This is a genomic window from Pseudoalteromonas sp. Cn5-37 (assembly GCF_021532495.1).
GTDB classification, from domain to species: Bacteria; Pseudomonadota; Gammaproteobacteria; order Enterobacterales; family Alteromonadaceae; genus Pseudoalteromonas; species Pseudoalteromonas simplex.
This window is the reverse complement of the sequence record NZ_JAKGBA010000006.1, coordinates 145,496-172,140: the sequence shown is the minus strand read 5'-3', so window position 1 is coordinate 172,140 and position 26,645 is coordinate 145,496. Positions and strand designations below refer to the sequence as shown.

Annotated in this window: 19 protein-coding genes and 1 tRNA gene; 9 read left to right on the top strand and 11 right to left on the bottom strand. The window is 42.0% G+C overall.

Annotated elements, in window-relative coordinates:
• Nucleotides 1–6,811, bottom strand: a 6,811-nt coding sequence (locus tag L1266_RS10670; RefSeq protein WP_235377506.1) for an Ig-like domain-containing protein, incomplete at its 3' end; no start/stop codon positions are given.
• A 244-nt stretch (nt 6,812–7,055) separates the two neighbouring features.
• Here L1266_RS10670 and L1266_RS10665 point away from each other — a divergent pair.
• The 4 genes from L1266_RS10665 (at nt 7,056) to L1266_RS10650 (ending at nt 13,307) form a co-directional block, all read left to right on the top strand.
• Nucleotides 7,056–9,068, top strand: a complete 2,013-nt coding sequence (locus L1266_RS10665; protein ID WP_235377505.1) for a TolC family outer membrane protein — start codon at nt 7,056–7,058, stop codon at nt 9,066–9,068.
• Between the two features lie 72 nt (nt 9,069–9,140).
• Complete coding sequence (locus L1266_RS10660; RefSeq protein WP_235377504.1) at nt 9,141–11,279, top strand: type I secretion system permease/ATPase; 2,139 nt, start codon at nt 9,141–9,143, stop codon at nt 11,277–11,279.
• Nucleotides 11,276–12,697: an HlyD family type I secretion periplasmic adaptor subunit gene (locus L1266_RS10655; RefSeq protein ID WP_054554375.1), complete on the top strand. Its 1,422-nt coding sequence runs from the start codon at nt 11,276–11,278 to the stop codon at nt 12,695–12,697. Before L1266_RS10660 ends, L1266_RS10655 begins: the two co-directional genes overlap by 4 nt.
• Nucleotides 12,698–12,719: 22 nt before the next feature.
• Nucleotides 12,720–13,307, top strand: coding sequence for a LuxR C-terminal-related transcriptional regulator (locus L1266_RS10650; RefSeq protein ID WP_054554374.1), 588 nt, complete (start codon nt 12,720–12,722; stop codon nt 13,305–13,307).
• On the opposite strand, the gene L1266_RS10645 is transcribed toward L1266_RS10650, so the two are convergent.
• From L1266_RS10645 to L1266_RS10635, 3 genes are all read right to left on the bottom strand, one after another.
• Complete coding sequence (locus L1266_RS10645; RefSeq protein WP_235377503.1) at nt 13,304–15,262, bottom strand: bifunctional diguanylate cyclase/phosphodiesterase; 1,959 nt, start codon at nt 15,260–15,262, stop codon at nt 13,304–13,306. The genes L1266_RS10650 and L1266_RS10645 overlap by 4 nt on opposite strands.
• A complete protein-coding gene (locus L1266_RS10640) occupies nt 15,256–15,963 on the bottom strand; it encodes a transglutaminase-like cysteine peptidase (protein WP_082389319.1) in 708 nt (235 codons plus the stop codon). The genes L1266_RS10645 and L1266_RS10640 overlap by 7 nt, the downstream gene beginning before the upstream one ends.
• Before the next feature lie 120 nt (nt 15,964–16,083).
• The gene (locus tag L1266_RS10635; protein WP_235377502.1) at nt 16,084–16,542 is read right to left on the bottom strand and encodes an LPP20 family lipoprotein; all 459 of its coding nucleotides are present in this window, start codon (nt 16,540–16,542) and stop codon (nt 16,084–16,086) included.
• A gap of 110 nt (nt 16,543–16,652) precedes the next feature.
• Between L1266_RS10635 and L1266_RS10630 the strand changes: the two genes are divergently transcribed.
• Nucleotides 16,653–17,843, top strand: a complete 1,191-nt coding sequence (locus tag L1266_RS10630) for a flagellar assembly protein FlgT (protein ID WP_235377501.1) — start codon at nt 16,653–16,655, stop codon at nt 17,841–17,843.
• Here L1266_RS10630 and L1266_RS10625 read toward each other — a convergent pair.
• Nucleotides 17,826–18,725, bottom strand: a complete 900-nt coding sequence (locus tag L1266_RS10625; protein ID WP_054554370.1) for a LysR substrate-binding domain-containing protein — start codon at nt 18,723–18,725, stop codon at nt 17,826–17,828. The two genes, L1266_RS10630 and L1266_RS10625, sit on opposite strands and share 18 nt — an antisense overlap.
• Nucleotides 18,726–18,834: 109 nt before the next feature.
• Between L1266_RS10625 and L1266_RS10620 the strand changes: the two genes are divergently transcribed.
• From L1266_RS10620 to L1266_RS10605, 4 genes are all read left to right on the top strand, one after another.
• Nucleotides 18,835–19,563, top strand: coding sequence for a glutathione peroxidase (locus tag L1266_RS10620; RefSeq protein WP_166341770.1), 729 nt, complete (start codon nt 18,835–18,837; stop codon nt 19,561–19,563).
• Between the two features lie 232 nt (nt 19,564–19,795).
• Nucleotides 19,796–21,229: a sodium:proton antiporter NhaD gene (gene nhaD, locus L1266_RS10615; protein ID WP_054554368.1), complete on the top strand. Its 1,434-nt coding sequence runs from the start codon at nt 19,796–19,798 to the stop codon at nt 21,227–21,229.
• Nucleotides 21,230–21,416: 187 nt separating this feature from the next.
• Nucleotides 21,417–21,638: an alcohol dehydrogenase catalytic domain-containing protein gene (locus tag L1266_RS10610; protein ID WP_235377500.1), complete on the top strand. Its 222-nt coding sequence runs from the start codon at nt 21,417–21,419 to the stop codon at nt 21,636–21,638.
• Nucleotides 21,599–22,480 carry a zinc-binding dehydrogenase gene (locus L1266_RS10605; RefSeq protein WP_235377499.1) on the top strand — a complete coding sequence of 294 codons (882 nt, stop codon included), beginning with the start codon at nt 21,599–21,601 and terminating at the stop codon, nt 22,478–22,480. Before L1266_RS10610 ends, L1266_RS10605 begins: the two co-directional genes overlap by 40 nt.
• 42 nt (nt 22,481–22,522) lie before the next feature.
• On the opposite strand, the gene L1266_RS10600 is transcribed toward L1266_RS10605, so the two are convergent.
• The 6 genes from L1266_RS10600 to L1266_RS10575 all read right to left on the bottom strand — a co-directional run bounded on the left by L1266_RS10600 (nt 22,523) and on the right by L1266_RS10575 (nt 26,633).
• Nucleotides 22,523–23,479 carry an alpha/beta hydrolase gene (locus tag L1266_RS10600; RefSeq protein WP_138618701.1) on the bottom strand — a complete coding sequence of 319 codons (957 nt, stop codon included), beginning with the start codon at nt 23,477–23,479 and terminating at the stop codon, nt 22,523–22,525.
• A 361-nt stretch (nt 23,480–23,840) separates the two neighbouring features.
• Nucleotides 23,841–23,915, bottom strand: a tRNA-Arg gene (locus L1266_RS10595).
• 109 nt (nt 23,916–24,024) lie between these two features.
• The gene (locus L1266_RS10590) at nt 24,025–24,690 is read right to left on the bottom strand and encodes a FlgO family outer membrane protein (protein ID WP_138618699.1); all 666 of its coding nucleotides are present in this window, start codon (nt 24,688–24,690) and stop codon (nt 24,025–24,027) included.
• 3 nt (nt 24,691–24,693) lie between these two features.
• Nucleotides 24,694–25,368 carry a FlgO family outer membrane protein gene (locus tag L1266_RS10585; RefSeq protein ID WP_138600292.1) on the bottom strand — a complete coding sequence of 225 codons (675 nt, stop codon included), beginning with the start codon at nt 25,366–25,368 and terminating at the stop codon, nt 24,694–24,696.
• Nucleotides 25,369–25,382: 14 nt separating this feature from the next.
• Nucleotides 25,383–25,976: a FlgO family outer membrane protein gene (locus L1266_RS10580; RefSeq protein ID WP_054554363.1), complete on the bottom strand. Its 594-nt coding sequence runs from the start codon at nt 25,974–25,976 to the stop codon at nt 25,383–25,385.
• A 54-nt stretch (nt 25,977–26,030) separates the two neighbouring features.
• Complete coding sequence (locus L1266_RS10575) at nt 26,031–26,633, bottom strand: SPOR domain-containing protein (RefSeq protein WP_235377498.1); 603 nt, start codon at nt 26,631–26,633, stop codon at nt 26,031–26,033.
• Nucleotides 26,634–26,645: the final 12 nt, after the last annotated feature.

Sequence of the window (26,645 nt, the reverse complement as noted above, 5' to 3'; positions counted from 1 at the left end):
GTAAATCTGATGTACCACTTAAGGTCACCAGTTGACCCAGTAAGAAGGTCGGCACAAAAGCAAGCTCCGGTGGAATGGTGTCGACTTCACCACTGTCACTGGCACTGCTGTTATTACCTGCTGCATCGCTGATACTGGCACTGACTGTGTAGTTGCCATCAGCTAAGGCTTGCCCTGCTTCGGCGCTCCAATTGCCTGAAGCATCAGTGGTGACTGTCACGGTATGGCTGATACCATCAGCATCGGTAAAGGTCACGGCGAGTGAGGTATTGGCTAAGTCTGAGGTGCCTGTGACCGTCGGCGTATTGTCGTTGGTCAGCGCTGGCGCATCAATGCTAATCGTTGGTGCCGTCACATCGATGGTGCCTGTTTCAGTATCGCTGCCTTCGTTACCCGCCGCGTCGCTCACGGTGGCCACCACGGTATAATCACCTTCAGCTAATGCCGTACTTGGCTCAACAGACCAACTGCCATCCGCTTGCACCGTCGCTGTCGCACTTTGTACATTACCGGCACTGTCAGTGATAGTAAGCAGCACTAAGCTGCCCACAGCCGCTCCGGTGGTTTGCCCACTAATCAGCGGTGTCACATCATTACTATCGGCCAAGGTATCAAGGCTAATCGTCGGTGCGGTAATGTCGATTTCACCAGTGGCACTATCGGTACCAGTATTACCTGCCGCATCTGAAACTTCTGCTTCAATAGTGTAATTACCCTCGGCAAGTACTTCAGTTGCAGCAACTGACCAGCTTCCGTCAGCACTAGTAATAGCAATTAAAGTTTGAATATTACCAGCACTGTCGGTAACCGTTAGTCTAACCTCAGTACCTGCAGGAACGCCTGAGCTTTGTCCTGAGAATACTGGGGTTGTATCATTTGTGATATTTTGAGGATCGATGAATACACTTGGTGCTGTGATATCGATATTACCCGTTGCGGTGTCAGATCCTTGATTTCCTGCAGTATCTTGTACTGTAGCAACAACAGTAAATTCTCCTTCAGCAATTGCTACGCTAGGCTCAACAGACCAGCTGCCGTCCGCTTGAACAATCGCTGTCGCTGTTTGAACATTACCAGCACTATCGGTGATTTCTAAATTAACAAGTGTACCTGTTGCCACACCATTCGCTACACCACTGATCAGCGGTGTTACATCAGCACTATCTGACAATGGATCAACACTAATAGTAGGGGCTGTTAAATCAATTAAACCGGTTGCCGAGGTTGAAGCAGAGTTTCCAGCAACATCACTCACAGATGCTTCGACAGTGAAGCTTCCTTCAGCAATAATAACCTCAGCATCAACAGACCATGATCCATCAGCTAATGTGGTAGTAGTTAAAGTTTGGGTATTACCCGAACTATCTGTTATTAATAAAGTTACCTGCGTGCCTTGCGGTACACCTGTTGTTTGACCCGTTAGAGTAGGTGTAACGTCATTTGTATCAGCAATAGCATCAATGCTAATTGTAGGCGCAGATAAATCGATGATACCTAATTGAGAGTCGCTCGCTTCATTGCCTGCATTATCTACCACCTCAGCTAATACAGAATACTGTCCTTCAGCCAGCGCATTGCTAACTTCTGCTGACCATGAACCATCTTGCGAGATAACAACAGATGCTGTCTGAACGGCTCCTGCACTGTCAGTAATTGTGAGTGTTACGACACTACCAGCCGCCAAACCTGACGTCTGACCCGTAATGATCGGAGTTACATCGTTGCTATCTACTAAGGCATCAATACTGACTGTCGGCGCTGTTACATCAATTACGCCTTGAGCAGCAGCATCACTGGTCAAGCCATCAACTGTTACTGACGCATTAACAGTAAATGTGCCTTCACTTAAAGCTTGCTGTATCTCTACACTCCACTGACCATTCAGCACTGTTGCAGTAAGCTGTTGGCTGTTGTTATTACTGTCTTCAACAATTATAGTTATGACGCTGCCATTAGGGGCATCTGAGGTGCCACTTATAGCTGGCGTTGTGTCATTGGTTTCGTTGATTGCATCTATTGCAATGCTAGGCGCAGCACTATTTAAAATAAAGCTATTCGTTGCTTGGGCCTGATTGCCTGCAGCATCAGTTATTGACGCTGTAACATTGATGTTGCCATCGTCTAATTCTGCAGGCACATCCCCAGACCAACTGCCATCAGCATTAACGGTTGCGCTAAATTCATAGCTGTTAATACCATCTGAGACAACAACCGTAACGATACTACCCGCAGGCTCATTCGTTTGTCCGCTAATTGTAGGCGTTGTATCGTTGACCGTTCCCAAATTGTCAATCGTAATAATTGGAGCAGTGAGATCAACAACACCGTTTTGAGTGATTTGCGTTTGATTGCCAGATTCATCCTCTACACTTGCTGTCACCGTGAACGCCCCTTCAGCTAGAGGCGTATTAGGGCTGATTGACCAGCTTCCGTCCGCAGCCACAACCGCAGAAAGCGTTTGTACCACGCCATCGCTGTCAGTAACGTTGACAGTAACAATACTGCCTGCAGTGACATCAGTTGTGCCTGTGATCAACGGCGTACTGTCATTAGTCAAAGGATCAAAATCTAACGTTAATAAAGGATTAATTCCATCGAACGTACCAACTTCAGTATCCGTGCCTGTATTACCTGCATTATCAGTGATGCTGGCTGTTATAGTAAATTCCCCTTGCGACACTGCACTTGTAACAGGCACTGCCCAATTTCCATCAGCATCAACAGTTGTCGTATAGGTTTGGCTATTATTTTGAGAGTCGACAACAGTAACTGTTACTGTATTACCTGCCGTCGCTCCTTGTGAGCTGCCTGAAATTAAAGGCGTACTGTCATTGATAGCGCCTATGGTATCTATGCTAATAAGCGGTGCAGTCGTATCAACCACTGCGGTGATCGAATCATTTGCGGTATTACCAAATTGGTCGGTAACAGTGGCATCAATCGTAAACTCACCCTCTGCAAGTTCATCTGATACATTGATACTCCAATCTCCATTTGCATCAACTGTTGTTGTAAATGTTTGGCTTGGACCCGAAGCTGGAATAATCACCACCGTGACCACATCACCTGCTGTTGCATTTAATGTTGAACCTGAAATACTGGGTGTTGTGTCGTTTGTTTCGCCTAACGCATCAATTAAGATAGTTAAAGATGAACTATCCACCGTACCCGTTTCTGAATCTGAGGCTTGATTACCAGCTAAGTCAGATACCGTAGCGGTAACCGTGTATTGCCCATCAGCAAGGCTGCCTGGTACGTCTGCACTAAATACACCATTATCATTAGTGATTGCAGTAAACGTCTGACTATTGCCATTTGCATCTGTGACAACTAAAGTGACCGGTGTGCCTGCTGCAACGCCTTGCACTGTGCCTGAAATTGTAGGTGTGTTGTCAGCACTACTTCCTAAGTTATCAAGGCTTATAATTGGCGCGGTTAGATCAATGATCCCTGTCGTCGTATCTTGAGCTTGATTACCAGCAGGATCACTCACTGTTGCGGTAATTGTAAACTCACCCTCAGCCAACACTTGATTTGCACCAACTTGCCAGCTGCTATCTGCATTAACTGTGGTCGTCAGTATTTGCTGATTTCCATTACTATCAACGAGTATGATCGTAACAACCGAGCCAGCATCAACCCCTGATACAATACCTGAAATAATGGGTGTAACATCATTAGAATCGTTAAACTCATCAATTGTGATGGTAGGTGCTGTTAAATCAATCACACCCGTTTCAATGTCTTGTGCGCTATTTCCTGCTTCATCTTGAGTTTGCGCAACAACAGTGAACTCGCCTTCAGCTAGCTCTTGATCAATATTAATCGACCAGCTGCCATCGGCATTTGTAACAGTTGCAAATACTTGTGCACTCCCATTACTGTCGGTAACCGTGACTGTAACTGTGCTACCAGCATTTAACCCTTGTGTTGTGCCAGATATTGTCGGCGTGGTGTCATTACTATCAGCAATTGCATTAATATTAATAATTGGTGCAGTTAAATCTATTGTGCCAGTTGCTGTTGCTGAACTGGTGTTACCCGCTTCGTCGCTTGCGCTTGCAGTGACAGTATAATCTCCCTCAGCAAGCTCATTTAAAGTTTCGACTTGCCATACACCTTGTGCATTTGTGGTGGTTGTTATCGTTTGCACAACACCATTACTATCTGTAATGACTAACGTAACTGTCGTTCCTGCTGGTACATCTGCAACAGATCCTGAAATTAGTGGAGTTGTGTCATTAGTATCATTTAAAGGATTGATTGAAATAGTAGGATCGGTTAAATCAATGACCCCTATTTCTGTTGCTGTCGCTGTATTACCCACTTCATCGGTTACTGTCGCGGTGACTGTGAATTGACCTTCAGCCAATGCAGTACTTGCTTCAACAGTCCAATTACCGTTTGCATCGGTAATAACTTGTAAAGTTTCAGTCGCTCCATCACTTCCTGTAAATGTAACAGTAACGACTGCGCCTGGTTCAACATCTTGTGTTGAACCAGATACACTTGGAGTCGTGTCATTAGTATCAATAATGAAATTAATACTGACTGTTAAATCTACATTACCAATCGCGGTTGCTTGTGCTTCATTACCTTGAGGATCTAATACCGATGCGACAACTGTAAAATCTCCTTCAGGTAAAGGCTCTGTCAATTGAATAGACCAACTTCCATCAGCTTGAGTGATTGCGAGTAAATTAATAACCCGCCCATCACTTGCTGTAATTGTCAGCGAAATTGTCGTTCCAGTAGCTACGCCATCGGTTTGCCCACTCAGCAATGGTGTTGTGTCATTACTATCAGCAATAGAATCAATTGTGATTGAAATAGGAGAAAATGCGACGGTACCTGTCGTATTTGCAGATGCTGAGTTACCCGCAGCATCACTAACGGTAGCAATTGCCGTAAAACTGCCTTCAGGCAAAGGGCTTATTGCATCAACACTATAACTGCCATCAGCAAGAACAAGCGCCGTCAACGTTTGCGACTGACCATTACTATCAACAACTTGTATTGTAACTTCGGTGCCCTCTGGCACCCCTTCAACTCGCCCGACAAAGGTTGGCGTTGTATCATTTGTATTGGCAATAGCTGTTAACGTTATGTCAGGAGCCGTCAAGTCAACAACCCCTTGGGTGTCAGCTTGGGCAGTATTTCCGGCTGCATCAGTTACGGATGCACTTACGTCAAAAATCCCTTCAGCAAGATCTGCGACAACATCTAAACTCCAATTCCCATCAGCATCGGTTACCGTTGTCAATGTTTGAACTTGACCATTAATATCAGTGACAACAACGGTAACAAGTGTGCCTTGTTGAACACCAACAACATTACCACTGATATTTGGCGTAGTGTCCTGCGTATCATCAATTGGCGTGATACTAATCACAGGCGCTGTATTATCAATAACACCTGTGGTCGTTGCTTGCGCCTCATTTCCAGCAATATCAACGGCTGTTGCAGTTACAGTAAACTCACCTTCAACAAGTGCATCAGGCACATCAACGATCCAACTACCATCTTCAGCAACAATTGCAGTTACGGTTTGCACTGTATTATCTGCGCCAGTAATCACGACAGTGATTTCACTACCAACAGTGACTCCACTTACCGTTCCTGAAATAGTTGGCGTGGTATCATTTGTTTCGCCGATGGTGTCAATACTTATAACGGGAGCAGTCAGATCGACTAGACCATTTTCACTATCACTGCCTTCATTGCCAGCCTCATCAACTGCCGATGCAACGACTGTATAAAGCCCCTCAGCAAGTGCTTCAGTTGTAATACTCCAATTTCCTTGATCATCTACTTGCGTCGCTATTACCTGCACTTGTCCTGCGCTGTCTGTAACAGTGATAGTGACAGTATCACCACTGCTGATACCAGACACTGTGCCAGTAATTAGTACATTTTGAATCGCTGAATCAGTAAGTGTATCAATCGTTACAACTGGCGCGACAGTATCAATACTTGCGCCAATATTATCTGATACAGGGTCACCATTTGGATCAAGAGCAACCACATCGACAGTGATTGGACCATCAGGTAATGGGTCAAGTGGTGGGGTTACAAAAGTACCATCTGGTTGGACTACAACAGTCACAACTTGGGTATTACCATTCGCGTCGGTTACTGTCACCGTGACCGTTTGTCCTACTAGGTTTTCAGATGTACCTGATATAACTGGTTGTGGATTATTAGTAAGACCTAATTCATTGACACTCAATGTTGCAATTAACTCATCACCTGGTACAACACCATCAGTTGTATCTCTAGGAGAGAAAATGCCAGTGTTATCAGCGTTAAAGCTGTCATCAAATGCTAAACTAGATGGGTCGATACCTTCAGCGATACGTGCTAGCTCTACAAACGAGGTGCCTCCGCCAGATGCAGCACCACCGCCTCCACCAGCAGCCGTCGCCTCTAAATTATCTAAAATGTCTCCCCCCCCTTCAAGCGCATCTAAAAAATCACTGATATCAGTGCCTGTTTGTTGCTCTGGGGTTGGTTGATTGGGTTGATTTAAACTTGCAATGGCTTCGTCGATACTATCATCGAAAAGGGTATTCTCTGAGTTATCTTGCGTCTCTTTTGCTAGCAAGTCAGGGGTTATAGTCACTGATTTATTGGCAGGGATCGCCAACGACTCTCCTTGTACATCAATTAATATGGTCGAGTTATCTGCGGTAACAACAGTATCTCCTACCGTTATCACATCGCCAACTGAGAGGGCTTTTATAGAACCATCCGCTTGCACTAAGCCTGCAGAACCTTGTACATCAATAACCAGTAATTGATTTGCGTCCATTTGCTTTTCCTCAAACTATGAGTAATACATTTGTATAACTTAAGCTTAGCCAGCAAGTAACACTTTGTTACTGGACTATGGTACAGGTGAACACTAAAAAACAGCACTATTTAACTAATATTCGAATAAACAAAACAATTAATAAAAAACTAAAAGCAACACAAAAGTATCATTTGCAGTATTTGAAATTGTTGGCTAAACCTTAACTTAGCGTGAATAAAATTTAGTCTAAAAAGAGGATCATATGGCTATAAGCAAGCAGTTCACTAGCAAAAAGCTCAGCGCTTTACTTATTTTAATGTTTGCAGCGAATGGAAGTGTATTCGACGCACAAGCAGAACAAACCTCTGTAATGCCTTTGCATTATGTATCTGATAAAGCAATTTCATCTAACCCAGAAGTACAACAAGCTTGGCATGCATTTAAAGCATCAATGTATGGCATTGATGCTGCTCGTTCAGGTTATTTACCAACCGTCGATGTATCAGCGAGTGCAGGTTATGAAAAACGTAACTACGGTATTGAAGATGAATACAACCGCAATACCGCAGAGCTCACATTAGGGCAAATGCTATACGATGGTTTTAGAACATCGAACACAGTTAAGCGCTTTGAACGAATTCAACTGATACGTTATTTTGAACTACTTGATCAAGCTGAAAAGATTGCACTTCAGGCAAGTATTGCTTACCTAGATGTGCAAAAGTTCACTGAGTTAGTTGAGCTTGCTGAAAATAACTTAAAAGAGCACGAGGCTGTCTATCAGCAAATAGAGCAAAGCGTTGGTGCTGGTGTTGCTAGAGCAGCAGATCTTGAACAAATTAATGGTCGCCTCTCGCTTGCGCAATCGAATGTTATGACAGAGTATGCAAACTTGCATGATGTAAGTGCTCGCTATTTACGCATTGTTGGAGAGCTGCCAACAAAAGGAACAGCAAAAGCAAGACTAAGTGATGATGCAATTCCCATCACCATCAATCAAGCTCTTGATATAGCTTACAAAAGCAGCCCTAACTTTTACGCATCTCTGTATAATATTGAAGCGCAAAAAGCGAATGCTGATTCACAACGCTCCGCATTTCATCCTAATGTAGATTTATCTGCACGCTACGGAATGCAAGATAGAGATGAGTTAGGTTTAAATGAAACTCGCTCTGAGGCAAGAGTTGGTATAGATATTCGCTACAATTTATACAATGGTGGCTTAGACAGTGCGAATCTTGATCAAGCCTATCAAGAGATTAATGTTGCTAAATATCAGCGCGACCAAACCTGTATTGAAATCAGACAAAACCTTCAAGTTGCTTATAACAATGTGCAGGTTTTACAAAATAAGATCCCTTCTCTTGCTAGTCATAAAGAGTCATCTAATAAAGTAAAATATGCCTATAAAGACCAGTTTGATATTGGCCAAAGAACGTTACTTGATGTGCTTGACGCTGAAAATGAAGCATTTCAATCAAATCGTTCTTATATCGCGGCTCTATATGACAGACAGTCAGCTATTTTAACTATGCTTGCGGAGATGGGTAAATTACTCGACACGCTCAACGTTACATCCGACAAGTTTCCAAAAATTACAGAGTTAACTGATGACCCAATTGCATTAAATGCAGACAGTATTTGTCCAAAATTTGATGTAGCTGCAACGATTGGCAGACAAGCATTCTTGCAGAAAAAAAAACAGCAAGATAATGCATATATGACAGTAACCGCTATGCCTAGCTACTTAACTATGCCGGCAGCTCCTGTCGAAACAGCTACGACATTTGCCGATGATGATAATGATGGTATCGCAAATGCGCAAGATGAATGCCCATCTACGCCTGCATTTACGGAGGTTGATGAAAAAGGCTGCACAAAGTATCGAAGCAACACGAGTAATGTAGAGATTGGCATTCCTTTTCTCGCAGACTCAAGTGTTGTGCGCCCTCAGTATATGCAGGAAATAGCTCGACTTGCTGATTTCTTAAAAGAACACCCCAACAAAAATGTTGAAATTCAAGGGCATGCTTCCCTTGAAGGACCAGCCCTTCACAATAGAAAGCTCTCTGAAGAACGCGCATCTTCGGTTGCTGAGATATTAATCCAGCAATACGGTATTGCCCCAAACAGAGTGAAATCGCTTGGTTATGGTGTTGATCAACCAAGAATAAATGAGATTTCAGTTAGAGCAAATGCTGCAAATCGTCGCATTGAAGCAGTGATAACCGACGCAGGTAGCCGCCCAGCAGTCATGAAAGATGGCTGGTCGTAAAGCTCATGGTGAATTTGATACCAATTCGCTTAATTTAGTATTTTTGCGCATTGGTATAAGTATGGATATTGTATGCAAGAAACTGATGCTCAAGATCATGGTGGCAGCCTTGTTGACTGTTTAGAAACCCTATGCCGCTATCATGATCGAGAATTTTCTCGTGAAACATTATTAAGCGGTTTACCCCTTGAGAACGGCTTATTGACTCCGTCAGGTTTTTCACGTGCCGCTAAACGTATAGGCTTTAAAACTAAAATTGTTCACAAACCCCTATGCGACCTTAATACAGCTTTGTTACCTGCGGTGTTAATCCTAAAAGGTAATAAAGCCTGTGTAATTACTGAGCTTGATATCGAAAACGACAGCGCTAAGGTCATCTACCCTGAACTAAATGACTCCGCCGTTAAAATCAGTATTACAAAACTTGCTGATAGCAGCACAGCAATGGTTATTTATGCACAGCCCGAATTCGCTTTTGACGCACGCTCCCCTGTACTACAAAAATTAGCCAAAGATGGCTGGTTTTGGGGAGTCATCAAAGAGTGCAGAAGTTTATACAAAGATGTAGTCGTTTCTGCCATTGCATTAGGCGTATTATCAATTGCGATGCCGCTTTTTGTTATGAATGTGTATGACCGAGTTGTACCCAATCATGCAGTAGAAACCCTATGGGTGCTGGCAAGCGGTGTTTTAATTGCACTCACCGCAGATTTTATTTTACGGTTAGTTCGAAGTTACTTTGTGGAGCTGGCAGCAAGTCGTATTGATGTCAAAGTTTCAGCTGTCATTATGGAACGCGTACTTGGCATGAAACTAAAAAACCGCCCCGCTTCTGCAGGTTCGTTTGCAAGTAATATTCAATCATTTGAAGCGGTCAGAGGCTTCTTTAGCTCTATGACCCTTATTGCGCTTGTCGATTTACCTTTTGTTTTACTCTATTTAATTGTAATCGCGATCATTGGCGTCGAATTAAGCTTACCAATAATCGTCGGGGCTTTGATATTGCTCTGTTACGCATTAGCAGCCCACCGAAAGCTTGAAAGCCTCTCAGAGCAAACAATGAAAGCAAGCTCTATGCGCAATGCAATTTTAGTTGAAAGCTTAACTAATATTGAAGATGTAAAAAGCTTTCATAGTGAGTGTAAAACTCAGTCCAATTGGGAGAAATCAACAATTTACATTGCTCGCGTTAACGCGCAAAGCCGCTTAATTTCATCTTCTATCAGCAATGCAGGTTCATGGGTTCAGCAATGTGTTGGGGTCATAATTATGATGGTTGGCGTACATCTCATTATTTCCGGTGACCTCACTCAAGGAGGGCTCATTGCAGCCTACTTACTTTCGTCGCGTACTATGGCTCCAATTACCCAATCTGCTGCTGTGCTAGCTCAGTTTCATCATGCCGCAATTGCAATGCATTCACTCAATGAAATTATGGATAATGAAGTTGAACGCCCAGCCGGCAAGCACTGGCTAAGTCACCCTGTACTACTGGGTGATATTGAATTTAATGATGTTCGGTTTAAGTACTCTCAAGAAAGCAATGAAGCATTAAGTGGTGTTAGCTTTAAAATAAAGTCTGGTGAAAAAGTAGCGATTCTTGGTCGCAATGGCTCTGGTAAAAGCACAATTGAAAAATTAATTCTCGGCCTGTATGAACCAACTTCTGGCAGTATCTTAATAGATAATAATGATATCCATCAGATCGATCCTGCCGAGTTACGACATAACATTGGCTATGTACCACAAACAATTTCTTTATTTTTTGGCACCCTTAAAGACAATATCACCCTTAGTGCATGGCATGCTAAAGACGAGCAAATTTTATCTGCGTGTCAACAAAGCCAATTATTTGAGTTAATAAACTCACACCCAGATGGTTTTGACCTACAAGTGGGTGAACAAGGCCGGCTACTTTCTGGCGGGCAGCGCCAAGCTGTTGGGATTGCACGTGCGCTTCTGAACAATCCGCCCATCTTACTGATGGATGAACCCACATCAGCACTTGATCACAATAGCGAAAGTAAAATTATTAACAATATTAAGCGCAACTGCCAAGAGAAGACCCTAATTGTCGTCACTCACAGAACCTCATTACTCGAGCTGGTAGACCGCATCATTGTACTTGATAACGGCAAAGTGGTTGCTGATGGCCCCAAGGCACAGGTGTTATCGGCTTTAAATAACCATACAGTAGGAAAAGTATCATGAGTAATAAAAACTTACCTATTGAACAACGCTCATTTGAGCATCTAAACAAGGTGCTGGAAAAGCAAAAAGCAAAACGTCCCTCTATTTTCTCTAAGCTTTTTTCCGGTTGGTTATCACCGCCAAATAGTCAAGACTGGGTCGTTGACGCACAATGGGAAAAAATGCAGCAACAACCAGCAAGTGCCCGATTACTGCTTTACATTATCTGTATCAGTATTGTTGCGCTTATTGTTTGGTCGGGATTTGCTCATCTCGATGAAGTAGCCAGAGGAGAAGGCCGTGTAATCCCATCTCACAAATTGCAAATAGTGCAGTCGTACGATGGTGGTATGGTCGAGCAGATATTTGTACGTGAAGGACAAGTTGTTAATGCAGGTGATGTTTTAATAAAAATAGATCCCACACGGTTTATTTCTTCATTTAGAGAAAACCAAGCTAAGGTACTGTCTTTGACTGCTAAAGTTGAGCGATTAAAAGCTCTTACGCAAAAAAAACCTCTGCTATTTGCTGCCAGCTTGATAGAGCAAGCACCGGACGCGGTTCTACATGAACAAGCTATTTTTGAAAGCAGTAACAAAGAACTTGAGCAACAGGTTACCATTCATAAACGCCAATTAGAGCAGCGTCGACAAGATTATGCCGAAGCTAGGGCTGCATTACAGCAACACACGAATTCATTGAGTTTAGCTAACCGAGAGTTAGCAGTAACTCGCCCCTTACTTCGCACAGGTGCGGTATCAGACATAGATATAATTCGCTTAGAGCGCCAAATTGTTGAACATACAGGTGAAATAAATCGAACAAAAGCGGCAATAAATCGTAGCCTATCAGCTATAAATGAAGCAAAAAACAAAGTCACCGAAGTTGAGCTTGCCATGATAAATCGCTGGAGTAATGAGCTATCAGAAGCCTTACTCAGGCTTGATGCAATGAAAGAAACTGAGTCTGGACTTGCTGATAAAGTTGCACAAACGGAGATCCGCTCCCCCGTCAATGGAACGGTTCAACGCCTATTAGTCAACACAGTTGGCGGAGTACTCCAACCTGGCAGCGACGCAATTGAAATTATTCCACTCGATGATCAATTGGTTGTTGAAGCTAAAATTCTACCTAAAGACATTGCTTTTTTACGCCCAGGTCAAGCTGCAATGATTAAATTTAGTGCTTATGATTTTGCGATCTATGGCGGCTTAGAGGCTGAAGTTACTCATATCAGCGCTGATACGATTACAGATGACAGAGACAATACATTTTACTTAGTGCAGCTTAAAACAAATCGTAATCACTTTGCAGACAACCTAACCATCATTCCGGGAATGACTACACAAGTCGATATTATTACCGGTAAAAAAACGGTTCTTGAGTATTTATTCAAACCAATTTTGCGTGCAACGTCGCTGGCAATGAGTGAACGCTAGCGGGCTTTTTAATGGAGTAATCATGCGTCGCAGTATTTTTATTACACAAGATGACTTGCAATCGCCTCACTGGTTAAGTGCATTTCCAAATTGCGTAATTCAGACAGCCTGCCCTAAGAAATTATTAGCAGACACATTAGTCTGGTTACTTGCAGACTCTGCGGATTGGCAAGTGCAGCTACAAAAATTAACCGCACAACGACTACCCGTGATTGTGATGACAACTCAGCTGGATATTCAACAACTGTGTGATGCACTGCAACTTGGTGCACGCGGATACATTGAAGCATTTGCAAACAAAACTGTTATCGAACAAGTTGCTGAAACCGTTAACGCCGGTGGAATTTGGCTTCCTGGGCAATTACTTTCAAACTTGGTTGGCGTGTTATCAGGACAAGCAATTAACTATCCGCATCAATGTGATCTGAGTTCTCTCACCAAGCGTGAAAAACAGGTTGTTGATGAAGTTATAAAAGGTGCAACCAACAAACAAGTCGCGCAAGTTTTAAATATTACTGAGCGCACTGTCAAAGAGCACATGAGCTCAATTTTTCATAAATTAAAGGTACGCGATCGAATGCAATTAATGCTTGCTGTGAAGGGTCATTAAACTGACTCTTCAACCGCAACAACACCATCAAAACCAAGCCCTTTTAAGGTTGATTGATCACTTGGGTTTTTAACCCCTTCAGCAACAACCTTAATCCCTAGCGAGTGAGCTAATGAGCATACCCCTCTCAAAAAGCTTTGGTTTGAGTCATTAAAACTAATGTTATGACAATAAACGCTATCTACCTTTATCATCTCAAGGCCAAGCTCTTGGATTTTAGTTAATTTTGTAAACTCAGCCCCAACGCGTTTTAACGCAACTTTTGCACCTATGCTATGCACCTGACTGCAAAAACGCCTGAATAACGGTAAATCTTTAATGGCAGTGTTTGCTCGTACCTCAAAGCAAATTCGCTTAGCAAGTTCAGGGTAAGCACACAATCCTGTCAAAATTGACGCTACGGCCATATCATCATGTAAGTTACCTGCTGAGAGCTCCATCCCCAGCAAGGCACCGTCTGTTAACTCACCATATTGCTTAATCATCAATTTCATTAGGCTCCAATCAAGCCGCGCTAGTAATTGAAGTTTGTGCGCCCATTGATAGTAAAATCCTATTCCGTACTTCTCTCCTTTGAGCAATAAACTCAGTGAAATTTGTTGTTGTAGAAGAATGTCGCTGAACGAGGTAACGGGATATAATGCAATTTCTAGTTGGTTTTCTTTTAATGCTAATTCTATCGTTTCTCGCCAAAAATTAAGGTCATCATTTCTAAGCTCAGCAGTACCATCTACAGTAAAGTGGGCATTACAACCAGGCTTTGAAATCGCCACTTTTAATAAGCTATCAACCCGCTTTAACAGCGCTCCTCGCGTATCGTTGGTAGTAACTAAACTGCAACTATGAGATACAGCAAGATCCACCTGTGCGTACTGAGCAACTAATTGCTGATGAGACTGCAAAATATTGTCACTCAACAGTGTTAGATCACTCACATCAGAAAACAACACCAAAAAGTCAACATGCGACATTCGCGCAATATGGCTCTCTCTAAAGCTATCTTCATTTGACTCTAGAAATGCAACTAACGACTGCGAGAAAAGACGTAAAAACTCGACCATCTCTACACGTCCAACTTGCTCTGTTAGCTCGTCAAGATTAACCACCCTAAAAAGGAATAATGCGCCATGCCCTTGTGTATTATCTAAAAAGGTATCTAAGGTCGCATTAAAATACTCACGATTTGCAAGCCCAGTCAGGTCATCGTGCTGGCTCTTAAAACGCATTTCTTCAAGCCTTTGACGGTCCTCTTTCACGATGCGGCTAAAACGTGTAGATAGTAAGTTCATTGAAGAAACTAATTTGGCAAACTCGTATGTTCTAGGCACCTTTGATTTAATAAAGCGCTTTTCTCCTAACGCTATTGCTTGGCGCATTACATCGCTCAAAGGGCTTAAAATTTTCGATAAGAAGTAAGCGCTCGCTATACAAGCAACAACTGCAACAGCAAGAAAGCTAAAAAACAAATGCACCGAACTTTGCCAAAGCGCATCTTGTGTATGTTGACTATGACTTTCAACATATAAAGTACCATATTGCTGCCAACCATCACTGACAAGCGCAATGCCGGGTGCTACTTCAAGAGAATATAAATGGCGGAACCAGCTCGGTGCATCAAGCACTAACTCGCCCTTAAATGCACGTTTTATAATAGTCTCGCCATTCGGATCTTTTAATTCAATACGTTGGTAATAACCTGTATCAAACGACGCCGAAAGAAGCAGTTCGATTTCCACCGGGTCCTTATCCATTTGACTCAACATTAGCGCTAATGAATTTGCATTATCTACATTTTTCATTTTAAGTTCGGCTGTAAAATAGTCTTTTGCCGAACTTGTACTAATTAGCAAACTGCTAATAAAGCCAATAATGATCACCACTAAAATGGCAATCCATAACTCTTGTTTCAAAGTAATGGTTTTTTTGCGTTTAAACGCTTTAATTACATTCACCATTTAACTCCTTCTTTACGAGTTTGCTCTAAAATATGTCGCCAACGTGATAGCCTCGCTGTCGGATCGGCTACGCTTTGTGCTGAATTGTTAGCCCAAAGGCCCTTACTGTTAAAGCTGAAAACAGGACTAAGATCGGTGCGCTTTGCAGCAGGCAACACTTTTACGATTAAGCTGTCTAAAATAAGTGGTTGTGCATTGGGTTGACTGTAATAACCCAACACCATGTGGGCTTGGGTCTTCCTAGTTCCAGGTAATTGCGCTTTAACATAAATCAATCGGAGCTTGGTATCGCTTATACCCAAAGCGCGTAAGCTGACGTACTTAGCAATAGCGTAATCTTCACAATCACCAAGCCCTGTTCCCATTGTTTCTAGTGGGGTTGCCCAATAATCATTTTGTTTCCATAGCTGGATATCAGTTTGATAACGTAAACTACGCGCAAAAAAATCATTAACGACCAAAATTTGCTGTTGTTCAGGAAGGTTTTGAGCATGCTGCAACATGCCTTGCCATTGCCTTGCGACAGTAACTCGAGTGGCGCCGTAGCGTTGCTGCATTTGTTGAATAAAGGTTGAAAACTCGATCACTAAGCGCTCAGCTAAAGCACCGCTAGTGACGCAAAATAGAATGACAATTGAAGAAGATAAAAAGCGGTAACGCCCAATAAAACGACAAGCAAAGATACAAGCCTTAGATAACATAAGGCATGCCTTGAAGATATTCAGCTTGAATGTAATCGTGTGTGTTACCCATTATGCTTTAATAAAAAAATATGATTTTTAAAGCATAGCACCCAAGCTGAAACTATGAGAATTTAAGCGCTAATAATACGTTACTTTTTTTACCTGTCGAGGTTTTACTTCGCCGATGTATAAATCGTGCACACGCTTCATATCGAGCTGCAATTCAGTTACATAGGTATCGCCTACTGCATAAGTCTTGATCACCTGTGCACCTTTGATCACACCTTGTACTTGGCTTTGTAATTGATCATTATGTGCGATACTGTTTTGCACTGTGGTACCTGCGGAAATTTTTTGCCCGTAAACTTGCTCAGCAAGCTCTCGATACGCTTCAAGCTTTGAGGCTTTAATCGCAAGAAGGGTACGCTGCGATTCATTGCTACCTGGTTGAGCACTAATTGGCGCATAACCCACGGCTTTTAGCACTGGGTAGCTATCTGGCTCAATGTAAGTGTATTCTACATGTTGATCAAAAATACTACTGCAGCCGGTTAATGCTGCGCAGGCAACCAGCCCGCCGAATAATAATGCTCGCATGATTTATTTCCGCTTAAAACTCTTTGGCTACAAATATGCACGTTTAATGCCACTGTGGTACAGTCCTTGCTCGTTAAGGTTATTCATTGGTTTTAATGCTAGGTGTCAGCATGAAAAATAAAACAATAGCCAACTTTAAGTGGTTCGCTTCAGCCTTTACAATTTTGTTTTCTAACAATAGCTTAGCGCAGTGGTTTGAATCTACAGGTCATGCTGTTATAAAAAATGGCGATACGAGCCAAGCCAAATCTGCCGCTATTAAAGACGCCATAACTCAGGCGTTAGTGTTTTCTGGCGCTCGAGTTAGCTCAGTACAAACCCTCGTTGACGGGGTTTTGACGCAAGATCAGCTAAAAATAAGCAGCCACGGTGAAATCCAAAAAATAGAACTGATCAGCGAAGACCGCCATAACGACACCTATGCTATAACGCTTCGCTTAGATATTTTTGCTCAAGCAGAAGAATGCCCAGCAAACCAATACACTAAATTTATTGCCGTGACACAAAGCCAACTGGCCAACCGCGAGCAAGCGCGCATGGGCCAAATTTTTGACGTAAACAAAGCTATTAGCGAACACCTCTATGCCAGCTTAAACAATACGCAAATGGCTGCAAAGCCAACAGCCTATTACAATATCCCACTGCGAGTAGATCATTTTTTCACTCAGCAATACGATTACAGTAATGCGCTACTTGAAGAGATCACTAGTCGCAGTAACTCGCAATATGTATTACTGAGCCGTATCCGTGACTTATCGGTTAACCATAAGATCAACAACGATTATGCGTTTTGGCAGGATGATAGTTTCAAGCGTGCATACAAAGTAGATTACGTATTATTTGATGGCACCACTTACGAAAAGCTCTGGCAAAAAAGCTACCAAACAGAAGGCATTTGGCCGTATAAAAAGACTGAGATCATCGATGTATATAGCGACCGATTTTGGGCAACTGACTATGGCCAAGCTATCAGCGATATAAACCAAACCCTAACCTATGACTTACAAGCAGCCATGGCCTGCTTACCCACGCAAGGAAAAATACTGCATATCGAAAACGATAGGCTAATCATCAACTTGGGTAAGGCGCACGGGATTGAGCAAGGGCAAATTTTAAATATTGCCCATCATAATTACCTAACGGATGCTCAGGGTAATAAGCTTCCGCATAAAATCACCACACTTAACCAGGTAAAAGTAACTCAGCTTTATCAGCAATCAGCGGTAGCCATAAGTATTGATCAGCAACCACTACCAAACATTCAAATAAACGATATTGTTGAATTAGCTACTAGCGAGTAAATGAGCTTGTAGTCCCTTATGAGCATTTAGCCAGTCGGCTAATTGCTCAACGCCTGCTATATGTGGGTAATGCTTACGGGTTGCAATAACAACTTGGCGCTGCTGATTTGGTGTAATTGCTAAGTACTTTACTCCCTCACGTGGTGTACAAGCAAGCTTAGGAACAAAAGTTAACCCATCATCCATTGCCACCAGCGCGAGTAAGGTTTCAATACTATTGCCTTTATATTGATTTGACACCTCAACCCCTGCTGAAAAGCAAAATTGTTCTGCTTGATCTTTAAAGCAATGCCCTTCATTTAGCATCAATAAATCACAACCTTGTAATTGAGCCAGCGCAACCTCAGGGTATTTTGCTAATGCATGTTGTTCAGAAACCGCTACTAAAAAATCTTCTTTATAAAGCGGTGACACATGATAAGGCGCTAAATCAGCCACATCAGCAACAATGGCAATATCAATCTCACCATTATCAAGCGCTACAAGCGTTTGTGCTGTTTGCATTTCTATAAATGAAAACTGAGTTTCACTAAAGGCTTGCTTCATCGATGTTAGCAGCGTTGGCAGTAAATAAGGCGCAATGGTAGGAATAATACCGACATTTATTTTACCTTTAAGTGGGTCGTGTGAGCTGGTAGCTATTTCTTTAAGTACCTGTGTTTGCTCTAAAATAACTGTGATCTGTTTAAGTAGTTGCTCACCTTGCACAGTCAACGTAACCTGCTTAGTTGAACGGTCAAAAATAACAACACCCAACTCTTGCTCAAGCTTTTTGACCTGACCACTCAATGTAGGCTGGCTGACATAGCACGCATCGGCAGCTTTTCTGAAGTGCTTATATTGTGCAACCGCTTTTACGTATTCAAAGTCTTTTAAATTCATATCACACCATCAATAGCTTTTACCTATCATACTAATACAAACAAACGATTGGAGCTATCATAAATTAAATTGCATAATGGCACTCAACAAATCAAGAGGAATCAAAACAATGTTAAACAATATCGAAGGCCAAAGAGTACCAAACGTTACATTCGCAACGCGTGTAGACGAGCAGTGGAAATCAATAACCACTGACGAAATTTTTAAAGGTAAAACGGTTGTGTTATTTGCATTACCTGGTGCATTTACACCAACATGCTCATCAACTCACTTACCTCGTTATAACGAGCTTGCAGCTGTATTTAAACAAAACGGCGTTGATGACATTGTTTGTATTTCTGTAAACGATACATTCGTAATGAATGCATGGGCTCAAAACCAAGAAGCGCAAAACATTACTCTATTACCAGATGGTAACGGTGAGTTTACCGACGGTATGGGTATGCTCGTTGATAAAAACGACTTAGGTTTTGGTAAACGCAGCTGGCGTTATTCTATGCTGGTAAAAGATGGCGTTATCGAAAAAATGTTTATTGAGCCACAAAAGCCAGGTGACCCGTTTGAAGTATCTGATGCAGATACCATGCTTGAATACATTAACCCAGCACAGGTAAAACCAGAATCAGTGAGCATTATTACTAAACCTAACTGCCCGTTCTGTACCAAAGCTAAAGCGCTACTAGACGCAAAAGGTTATGTGTACGAAGAAATTGTATTAGGTCAACACGCTTCACTAACGAGTTTAAAAGCGATTTCAGGTCGTGAGACAGTGCCGCAAGTATTCATAGGCGGTGAGCACATTGGTGGCTCTGACGATTTAGAAAAACACTTTGCATAATTTTCAAGTTGGGGCTGCTCGTTGCAGCCCTTTATTATTTTAAAACCTCAACCCATTGATTAAATTATAAATTATACAACTGGTCTGCTCTCGCCATCACCCGTATTTATATTCAAAATACCAACACCTTAGTTACCAATTTGTTACATAAAGCCAAGAATAAACTTAAAATGTCTGCAGCTACATTTACTCAAACCGTAACGAATTTAAGATGAATTAAGTGGAATATACAATGAAAAAACTATTACAAGGACTGATCCTATCCTTGCTATGTTTCGGTGGCCAAGCTCATGCTGCGTCAACTGGTACTATCGATTTACTCACCCACCCTGTTGGCATTATCTGCCTTGTTATTTTTATCTTTGCTTATGTGCTCGTCATACTCGAAGAAAAAATTCACTTACGCAAATCAAAACCCGTATTAGTTGCAGCCGGGATTATTTGGACCCTTATTGCTTGGCAATACAGTGCACAAAACTTATCTGATCTGAGCACCGACGCATTTCGCCATGCCTTGTTAGAGTTTTCAGAGTTAATGCTATTTTTGCTCGTTGCGATGACCTACATTAACGCCCTAGAAGAACGCCGTTTATTTGATGGCCTAAGAAGCTGGCTGGTTGCGAGGGGCTTTAGCTACAAACAATTATTTTGGATAAGTGGTGTACTGGCATTTTGTATTTCACCTGTAGCCGATAACTTAACAACCGCCCTACTTTTATGTGCTGTGGTAATGAAAGTTGCAGCAAATGATAACCGCTTTATTGCTATGTCATGCGTAAATATAGTGATTGCCGCTAATGCCGGCGGCGCATTCAGCCCATTTGGTGACATCACGACACTGATGGTTTGGCAAGCCGATGTTGTTGCCTTTACCGAGTTCTTTGTTTTATTTCTGCCAGCTTTAGTCAGCTATATTATTCCTGCCTTTGTTATGTCTTTATTTATCAATAACCGTCACCCGGATACGGCCGATGAAGATATTGAACTTAAACGCGGTGCGCTTCGCATTTTGTGCTTATTCTTACTGACAATTTTAACCGCCGTGGTGCTAAAAACCGCCTTTGGTTTACCGCCAGTTGTGGGCATGATGATGGGTCTTGGCTATTTACAGTTTTTTGGTTACTTCTTACGCGTGACACTCCCCGGCTCTCTTGCCAGAAAGCGTGCGATGGCAGAGCGTGAAGGTGATAAAGAACGCTTATCTCGCTTAGGTAACGTTGTTCCTTTTGATGTATTTAGCCGCGTATCGAGAGCAGAGTGGGACACGCTCTTGTTCTTCTATGGCATCGTTATTTGTGTTGGTGGCTTAGGGTTTATCGGCTACTTAGCGCTACTTTCTGATTTACTTTATAACAACTGGTCTGCCACCGGTGCGAACATTATTCTTGGTTTAATGTCAGCGGTAGTAGATAACATTCCAGTGATGTTTGCAGTGTTACAAATGATGCCTGATATGTCGCATGGTCAATGGCTGCTTATCACGCTAACAGCCGGAATTGGTGGTAGCCTGTTATCAATTGGCTCCGCGGCTGGGGTTGCACTCATGGGTCAAGCGCGAGGGATCTACACCTTTAATAGCCACTTAAAATGGTCACCGGTCATTTTACTCGGTTACTTTGCTGGTGTATTAACTCACTTGTACCTCAATACTGCCTACTTCGGCTAAACTTCTGTAATGTCAAAGTTAAAACCCTAATCACTCTTAGGGTTTTAACTTTAAACACTCCACAATGAGCAGTTTATAAACAACAGTGTCGTAATAAGCTGTGTTTTTGTCGTAAAAAGTCAAGATAAAGGCAGGCGCTTTACTTTAGTCTAATAATTCACAAATAAGGTGAATTGAGGACACACATATGAACCAAATGAATTCTGTTGCCATGCAAAGTGGCAAGCTGCATGTAAAACAAATTGATATTCCTACTCCCGGACCCGGCCAAGTACTGGTAAAAAGCCTAGCTTGCGGTATTTGTGGTTCTGATATTCATATTACCCGCCACACAAGCGATGTATTCGATATCTATAAAACCTTGGCATCATGGCTAAAGAGGCAGGCAATGACCAAGAAGTATTATTAGGCCATGAATATGCGGCAGAAATCGTTAGCTATGGCCCCAATACTAAAGGCGAATTAGCTAAAGGCACCCGCGTAACCTCAGTGCCTATTTTACTTTCTGCGGGCGGCGCTGGCGTAGGTGTAACCCCAGGGCTATATGGTGCCTATTCTGAATATTTTATTGTTGATGAAGCCTTGCTATTACCTATCCCTGATGCTGTTCCATCAGAAGCAGCAGCCATTACAGAACCACTTGCTGTTGGCCTGCACGCAGTGAACCGTGCACAAATGAATAATGATGATGTTGCCATTGTGGTTGGCTGTGGCCCAATTGGCCTTGCCGCGATAGCTGCGTTAAAGCTTCAAGGCGTAAAACACATCGTTGCCTCTGATCCGCAAGAGAGCAAAAAACAAATAGCCCTTGAATTTGGCGCTACAGAGTACGTTAACCCTATGGCGGATGATGAAGTTGCTACAGCCGCAGCACTTGCGGGTAACAACAAGGTGGTTATTTTTGAATGTGCCGGTGTAAGCCGCTTATTGAACGACTACATTTTACGTGCACCAGCAAAAGCAAAAATCATTGTAACTGGTGTACATACCGCGCCACTAAACGTTAACTTTGCTTATGCCACAGTGAAAGAGTTAGACCTTATTTTCTCTTATTACTACCAACCAGAAGAGTTTGCACAATCACTTGAGAACATCGCGTCAGGCAAAATTGCATGGCAAAAAATGCGTACTGGTAAAGTCGGCATCGACGGCGTACAAGGTGCGTTTGATACGTTATTTAAACCAAACGACCATATAAAAATCATCATTGAACCATGGCGCACAGGTGAGCTTGAAAAAGTAACGGGTTAATTTTAATGAGGCTATTAAAAAATTAATAGCCTCATTTTAGAGCTAAAATCTATAAGCGTTCAACTTACTATCAAAAACTAAGCCATCAGTCTCCTCACCTCTACCGCCATTTAAAACAGTTGTAAAAAATGATTTAACTACATCATTTGTCTTTTCATAGAACAGGCCATGGGTTTTCCCTACATTTGGGCCGCCAGTAAAGTCAAAATAAAAAGCATTTGAAGCGACCAAATTCCTAGCAGTTCTTCCTAACCGATCTTTTTGAAAATTCGCATCAGACCATTTTAGGACCCAATCATTTTCATTGATCGTAATATAAACTCGTTTTCCAGCTTCTATGTTATTTACCCAATGTTGATGACCTGCGTTATCAACATCAGCTTGGCACAATACAACGTTATCAAACATTCTTGTTTCAGCTTCGTATAAAGCGTTGATAACGTAATTCTGAAACAAATAATTCCCCAAACTGTATGTCATAAAGGTAAATTTAATATCACATGCCTCAAGGGCCTCTTTATTGAACGGCTCTTTCATGTAATGACCTAGCTTTTCCAACGTAGCATCCAAAGCACCAACTGACGCCTGTGCATTTCTCTTAGCGCTTCGGTATTCTTTTGTCTTAAAACCTCCAGGATTAGAGGGCCAAGAAAAAACAACAACCTCAACCCCATGCTCTTTTTCTAATGCTAATGACTTTTCTAAGTTCTTATAAAAGCTTTGATTAAAGCCATGTACAAAAAAAACGCAGTTTTTACCTGAAGAAGTGAGCCGTTCACGAACTTCTGCAAATGCTTTTTTAGAGGGAATATTATTCTCTGTGATTTTAGATGGCTCAGTGACTAGTCGCACTTGCCATACTCCCTCTACTTTATCTGCATGAGCGAGCCTAACTTCATTAGGTCCTTTAGCGTTTGCGTAGTCACCAAAAGCATTGTGATCGCCTACGCCATTTTTAAAGTTTGATTTATTTATGTTTCTATTCGTAATAATCAACATATCAATATCCTTATTCTGTTTTTAGCCATAGGAAGTAGTTAGAACCTGTCACTTTTATAGGCGGGGTTAAAACTAATCTGCAAAATAATGATTAGTTTAGATTTCAATCAAACAGCAAGAAAAACAGTAAAGAACACGACAAACGTATTGTTTTTTAATATTGAAAATAGACATAGTGTTGAGTAAGTGAAATGCTGGCAGCACTAAAAAACGACTTGATAAGAAGACTGTTCGAATGAAGAAATCTGTATTATTTAATAGAACACTCAAATTTATCGGATATTGATTTTGGCAATCGATTTGGAACTTTAATGCTACAAATTTGCTTCAAAGAAGAACATGACTAACTTATTGATTTTATTGGTAGCCCCTACAGGAATCGAACCTGTAACTGCCCCTTAGGAGGGGGCCGTTATATCCATTTAACTAAGAGGCCACTCAAAAGCTGAGGTAAAGCTACAGAAAATTATAACGGTCTAAGGCTTTGGTAATCAAGAAATTAATCCAACCGGCTTTAGAGCAAGCCGATCGGTAAAATAATGAGGCTAGTTAACGCGAGCAGTTGCTGATTTGATTGACTCATTCTTTAGCACAAAATATGGGATCACTTTTTGTGCGCTAGCAATAACCAGCTTTGAGTTTAGATTAATTACTCGCGCATTCACTTCAACACCATTAGGGCGATATATCAGCGTGCCTGTAAGTACATGGCTGGCGATGCGACGCTCGGCTAGCTCTTCTACATCACGCGACATCACAAAATCACCACGCGAGGTCACACTAATGATATCCATCGCTTTAAAATCAACAACGCCAAAGCCGAATTTTTGCAGCTGGTGCATCATTGTTTCAGAGAGTTGATTACCAAGTTGAGAGCTGTTTTTTAGGCTCGCATCTAAATCAACAAAGCTAGTAATGGCTATTCCTAACTCGCTTTCTTGTTGCATGGTATCCACTAATTCAAGGGCCATTTGCTCGACATAATTAACAACGGTTTTATGATGTTGATAAGGCACAAATAAACGATGGTTAGCGTTATCCTGCTGCATATCTTTTTGCTCAAGCGCTTGCAGCATAGCAACATAATCGACTTGAGTACTTGCTGATGCAGGTGCACTTTGAGCGGTATTTTGCGGCTCTGCTGATTGCTCTGGCAGCAATTGGCAGCCAGAAATCGCGAGCGTTAACGATGCGAAGATAAAACCTTTCATAGCTTACTCACTTGCTTGTTTAAGTGTAATACCATCACTACGGTTGGTGCTATCAAGGGCATCAACCACTGATTGTGGTATAAAGCCTTGCGCTGACCCTACAACTGCTTTGCTTGCTAAACCAACAATGCGGGCATTAACGAGCACACCACTTTGATGATTAACCAAAGTACCCGCCAATACATAATTGAAGTTTTGATCTTGGCTTAGCTCTAAATAATCACGACTGAAAACATAGTCACCACTTGGCGTGACACGCATATAATCAGTGGTTTTAAAATCAATGACAGGTACACCAAATGCATGAAGCTCATGAATGAAACTTTCAGCAATTTGATTACCTAGCAAATTCGTTGAGTTGTAATCTGCATCAAGGTATACAAAGCTTGAAACAGCAACCGGCGTGTTATCGCTAACATATTGCAAGTTTTCAACTAAGTCCTGCATGATGCCACGCACATAGTGATTAATATTTTTGCGCGTTGGTGCAGCGGTAAAGGTGCTGTTATTCATCACCGCCTGATTGGTTTGAAACACACTGTAGTTACTATGCGGCGCGGCAACTTCTCTTTGCGCAGCTAATTGAGGATCATTATCGTGTTGTGTTACATCACCAGTTAACATTGACGAGCAACCAAAGCCAAAAGGCAAACATAAAGTTAAAATTAAACGTTTCATTAAATGAGTTCCTCTTAATATTCGCTTCGATACAACTGGCCATCACGTTGCTGAACTTTTTCAGCGCCCCACATCACATTGATAGGGATCTCGGTGCTTGCTGCTGACACTATTCGCAGATCTTTGGTATTTACCAATCGGGCGTTAACTATGTAGGCATGTTGTTGCCGCGTCAGTGTGCCGGTAATAACAAAGTCAATATTCTGACGTTGACGCAAGGTATTTACATCACGACTAAGTACACTATCGGCCGATTGCTGCAAATTTAAAGTCTTTTCTAATCGATACTCTATGGTATGAAAACCAAGCTGAGTAAATTGCGTTAATAAACTTTCTTGAATTTGCTGACTCAAGCCACTGCCCTGATCTTCTGCTAAATCAGTACCTAAGCCATCAGCCATATAGAAACTGGTCACAGCAATACGTGCATTGCCTTTGTAAGGGCCTTGAATACGGCTCAGCTGACTACTTAGATCAGCAACGTATTGATGCACCGTATAAGGTGCCATCGGCGATTTTGGGGTTTCTCTAGGGGGCGCTTTTTGTGGCTTTTCAGTTAAGCTACAACCCACCAACACTAAAAAAACTGAATAAAATAACAGGCGCATAATTGCCATCCTCACTAAACTTAGTAAGTACAAAGCAATAATTATGCCTAAGTATTATTGTTGGTGAGATAAATCAAGCGGATTTTGCACATAGTGCGATACCAAGCATGCCACCCCGACTGATGCTAACTTTTTACAATCATTATCTGCTTGCTGCTTTTGTTGATATGCACCAATTTTCAAACGATGAAAAGTGCTGCCATTTACAGTTACTGACTCTACATTAGCAATAAACTGACCATGAAATAGTGCCGGCGCTTGTTTTTTAATTTCAGCAAGGCGAGCTGTTAGTCGAGGTAATTCTGTTACGGAAGCAGGTTGTAGTGCAAACTTGGCTGCAGGCTCCGCAATAAACTGAGGTGCGGTTACTGATGACTTTTTAGTATTTACAGGCTCAGCTTGCTGCGTATTTAACAAAGTAAGTTGTTCAGTGAGTAAGGTTAACTCACTTTCTATTGTCAGCAAGCGCTCAAGCTCTGGCTTCATCGCTTGGAATTGTTGATGCGACTGTCTCAGCTCTATAAGCTCTTGCTGGCTAATTTTTACTAAGTTTTCTTCACTCACTTGTGGCTCTGATACGCTTTGGCAACCAAAGATAGGAGTAACCAGTAAAACTAACCATACTTTCTTCAGATTTTGAAAAATACTAAAAACCATAATTTACTCCTT

Excerpts from the sequence above, each read along its gene's own strand:
- L1266_RS10665 (WP_235377505.1), top strand. The coding sequence starts at position 7,056 with ATGGCTATAAGCAAGCAGTTCACTAGCAAAAAGCTCAGCGCTTTACTT.
- L1266_RS10660 (WP_235377504.1), top strand. The coding sequence starts at position 9,141 with ATGCAAGAAACTGATGCTCAAGATCATGGTGGCAGCCTTGTTGACTGT.
- L1266_RS10655 (WP_054554375.1), top strand. The coding sequence starts at position 11,276 with ATGAGTAATAAAAACTTACCTATTGAACAACGCTCATTTGAGCATCTA.
- L1266_RS10650 (WP_054554374.1), top strand. The coding sequence starts at position 12,720 with ATGCGTCGCAGTATTTTTATTACACAAGATGACTTGCAATCGCCTCAC.
- L1266_RS10645 (WP_235377503.1), bottom strand. The coding sequence starts at position 15,262 with ATGGTGAATGTAATTAAAGCGTTTAAACGCAAAAAAACCATTACTTTG.
- L1266_RS10640 (WP_082389319.1), bottom strand. The coding sequence starts at position 15,963 with ATGTTATCTAAGGCTTGTATCTTTGCTTGTCGTTTTATTGGGCGTTAC.
- L1266_RS10635 (WP_235377502.1), bottom strand. The coding sequence starts at position 16,542 with ATGCGAGCATTATTATTCGGCGGGCTGGTTGCCTGCGCAGCATTAACC.
- L1266_RS10630 (WP_235377501.1), top strand. The coding sequence starts at position 16,653 with ATGAAAAATAAAACAATAGCCAACTTTAAGTGGTTCGCTTCAGCCTTT.
- L1266_RS10625 (WP_054554370.1), bottom strand. The coding sequence starts at position 18,725 with ATGAATTTAAAAGACTTTGAATACGTAAAAGCGGTTGCACAATATAAG.
- L1266_RS10620 (WP_166341770.1), top strand. The coding sequence starts at position 18,835 with ATGTTAAACAATATCGAAGGCCAAAGAGTACCAAACGTTACATTCGCA.
- nhaD (WP_054554368.1), top strand. The coding sequence starts at position 19,796 with ATGAAAAAACTATTACAAGGACTGATCCTATCCTTGCTATGTTTCGGT.
- L1266_RS10610 (WP_235377500.1), top strand. The coding sequence starts at position 21,417 with ATGAACCAAATGAATTCTGTTGCCATGCAAAGTGGCAAGCTGCATGTA.
- L1266_RS10605 (WP_235377499.1), top strand. The coding sequence starts at position 21,599 with ATGGCTAAAGAGGCAGGCAATGACCAAGAAGTATTATTAGGCCATGAA.
- L1266_RS10600 (WP_138618701.1), bottom strand. The coding sequence starts at position 23,479 with ATGTTGATTATTACGAATAGAAACATAAATAAATCAAACTTTAAAAAT.
- L1266_RS10590 (WP_138618699.1), bottom strand. The coding sequence starts at position 24,690 with ATGAAAGGTTTTATCTTCGCATCGTTAACGCTCGCGATTTCTGGCTGC.
- L1266_RS10585 (WP_138600292.1), bottom strand. The coding sequence starts at position 25,368 with ATGAAACGTTTAATTTTAACTTTATGTTTGCCTTTTGGCTTTGGTTGC.
- L1266_RS10580 (WP_054554363.1), bottom strand. The coding sequence starts at position 25,976 with ATGCGCCTGTTATTTTATTCAGTTTTTTTAGTGTTGGTGGGTTGTAGC.
- L1266_RS10575 (WP_235377498.1), bottom strand. The coding sequence starts at position 26,633 with ATGGTTTTTAGTATTTTTCAAAATCTGAAGAAAGTATGGTTAGTTTTA.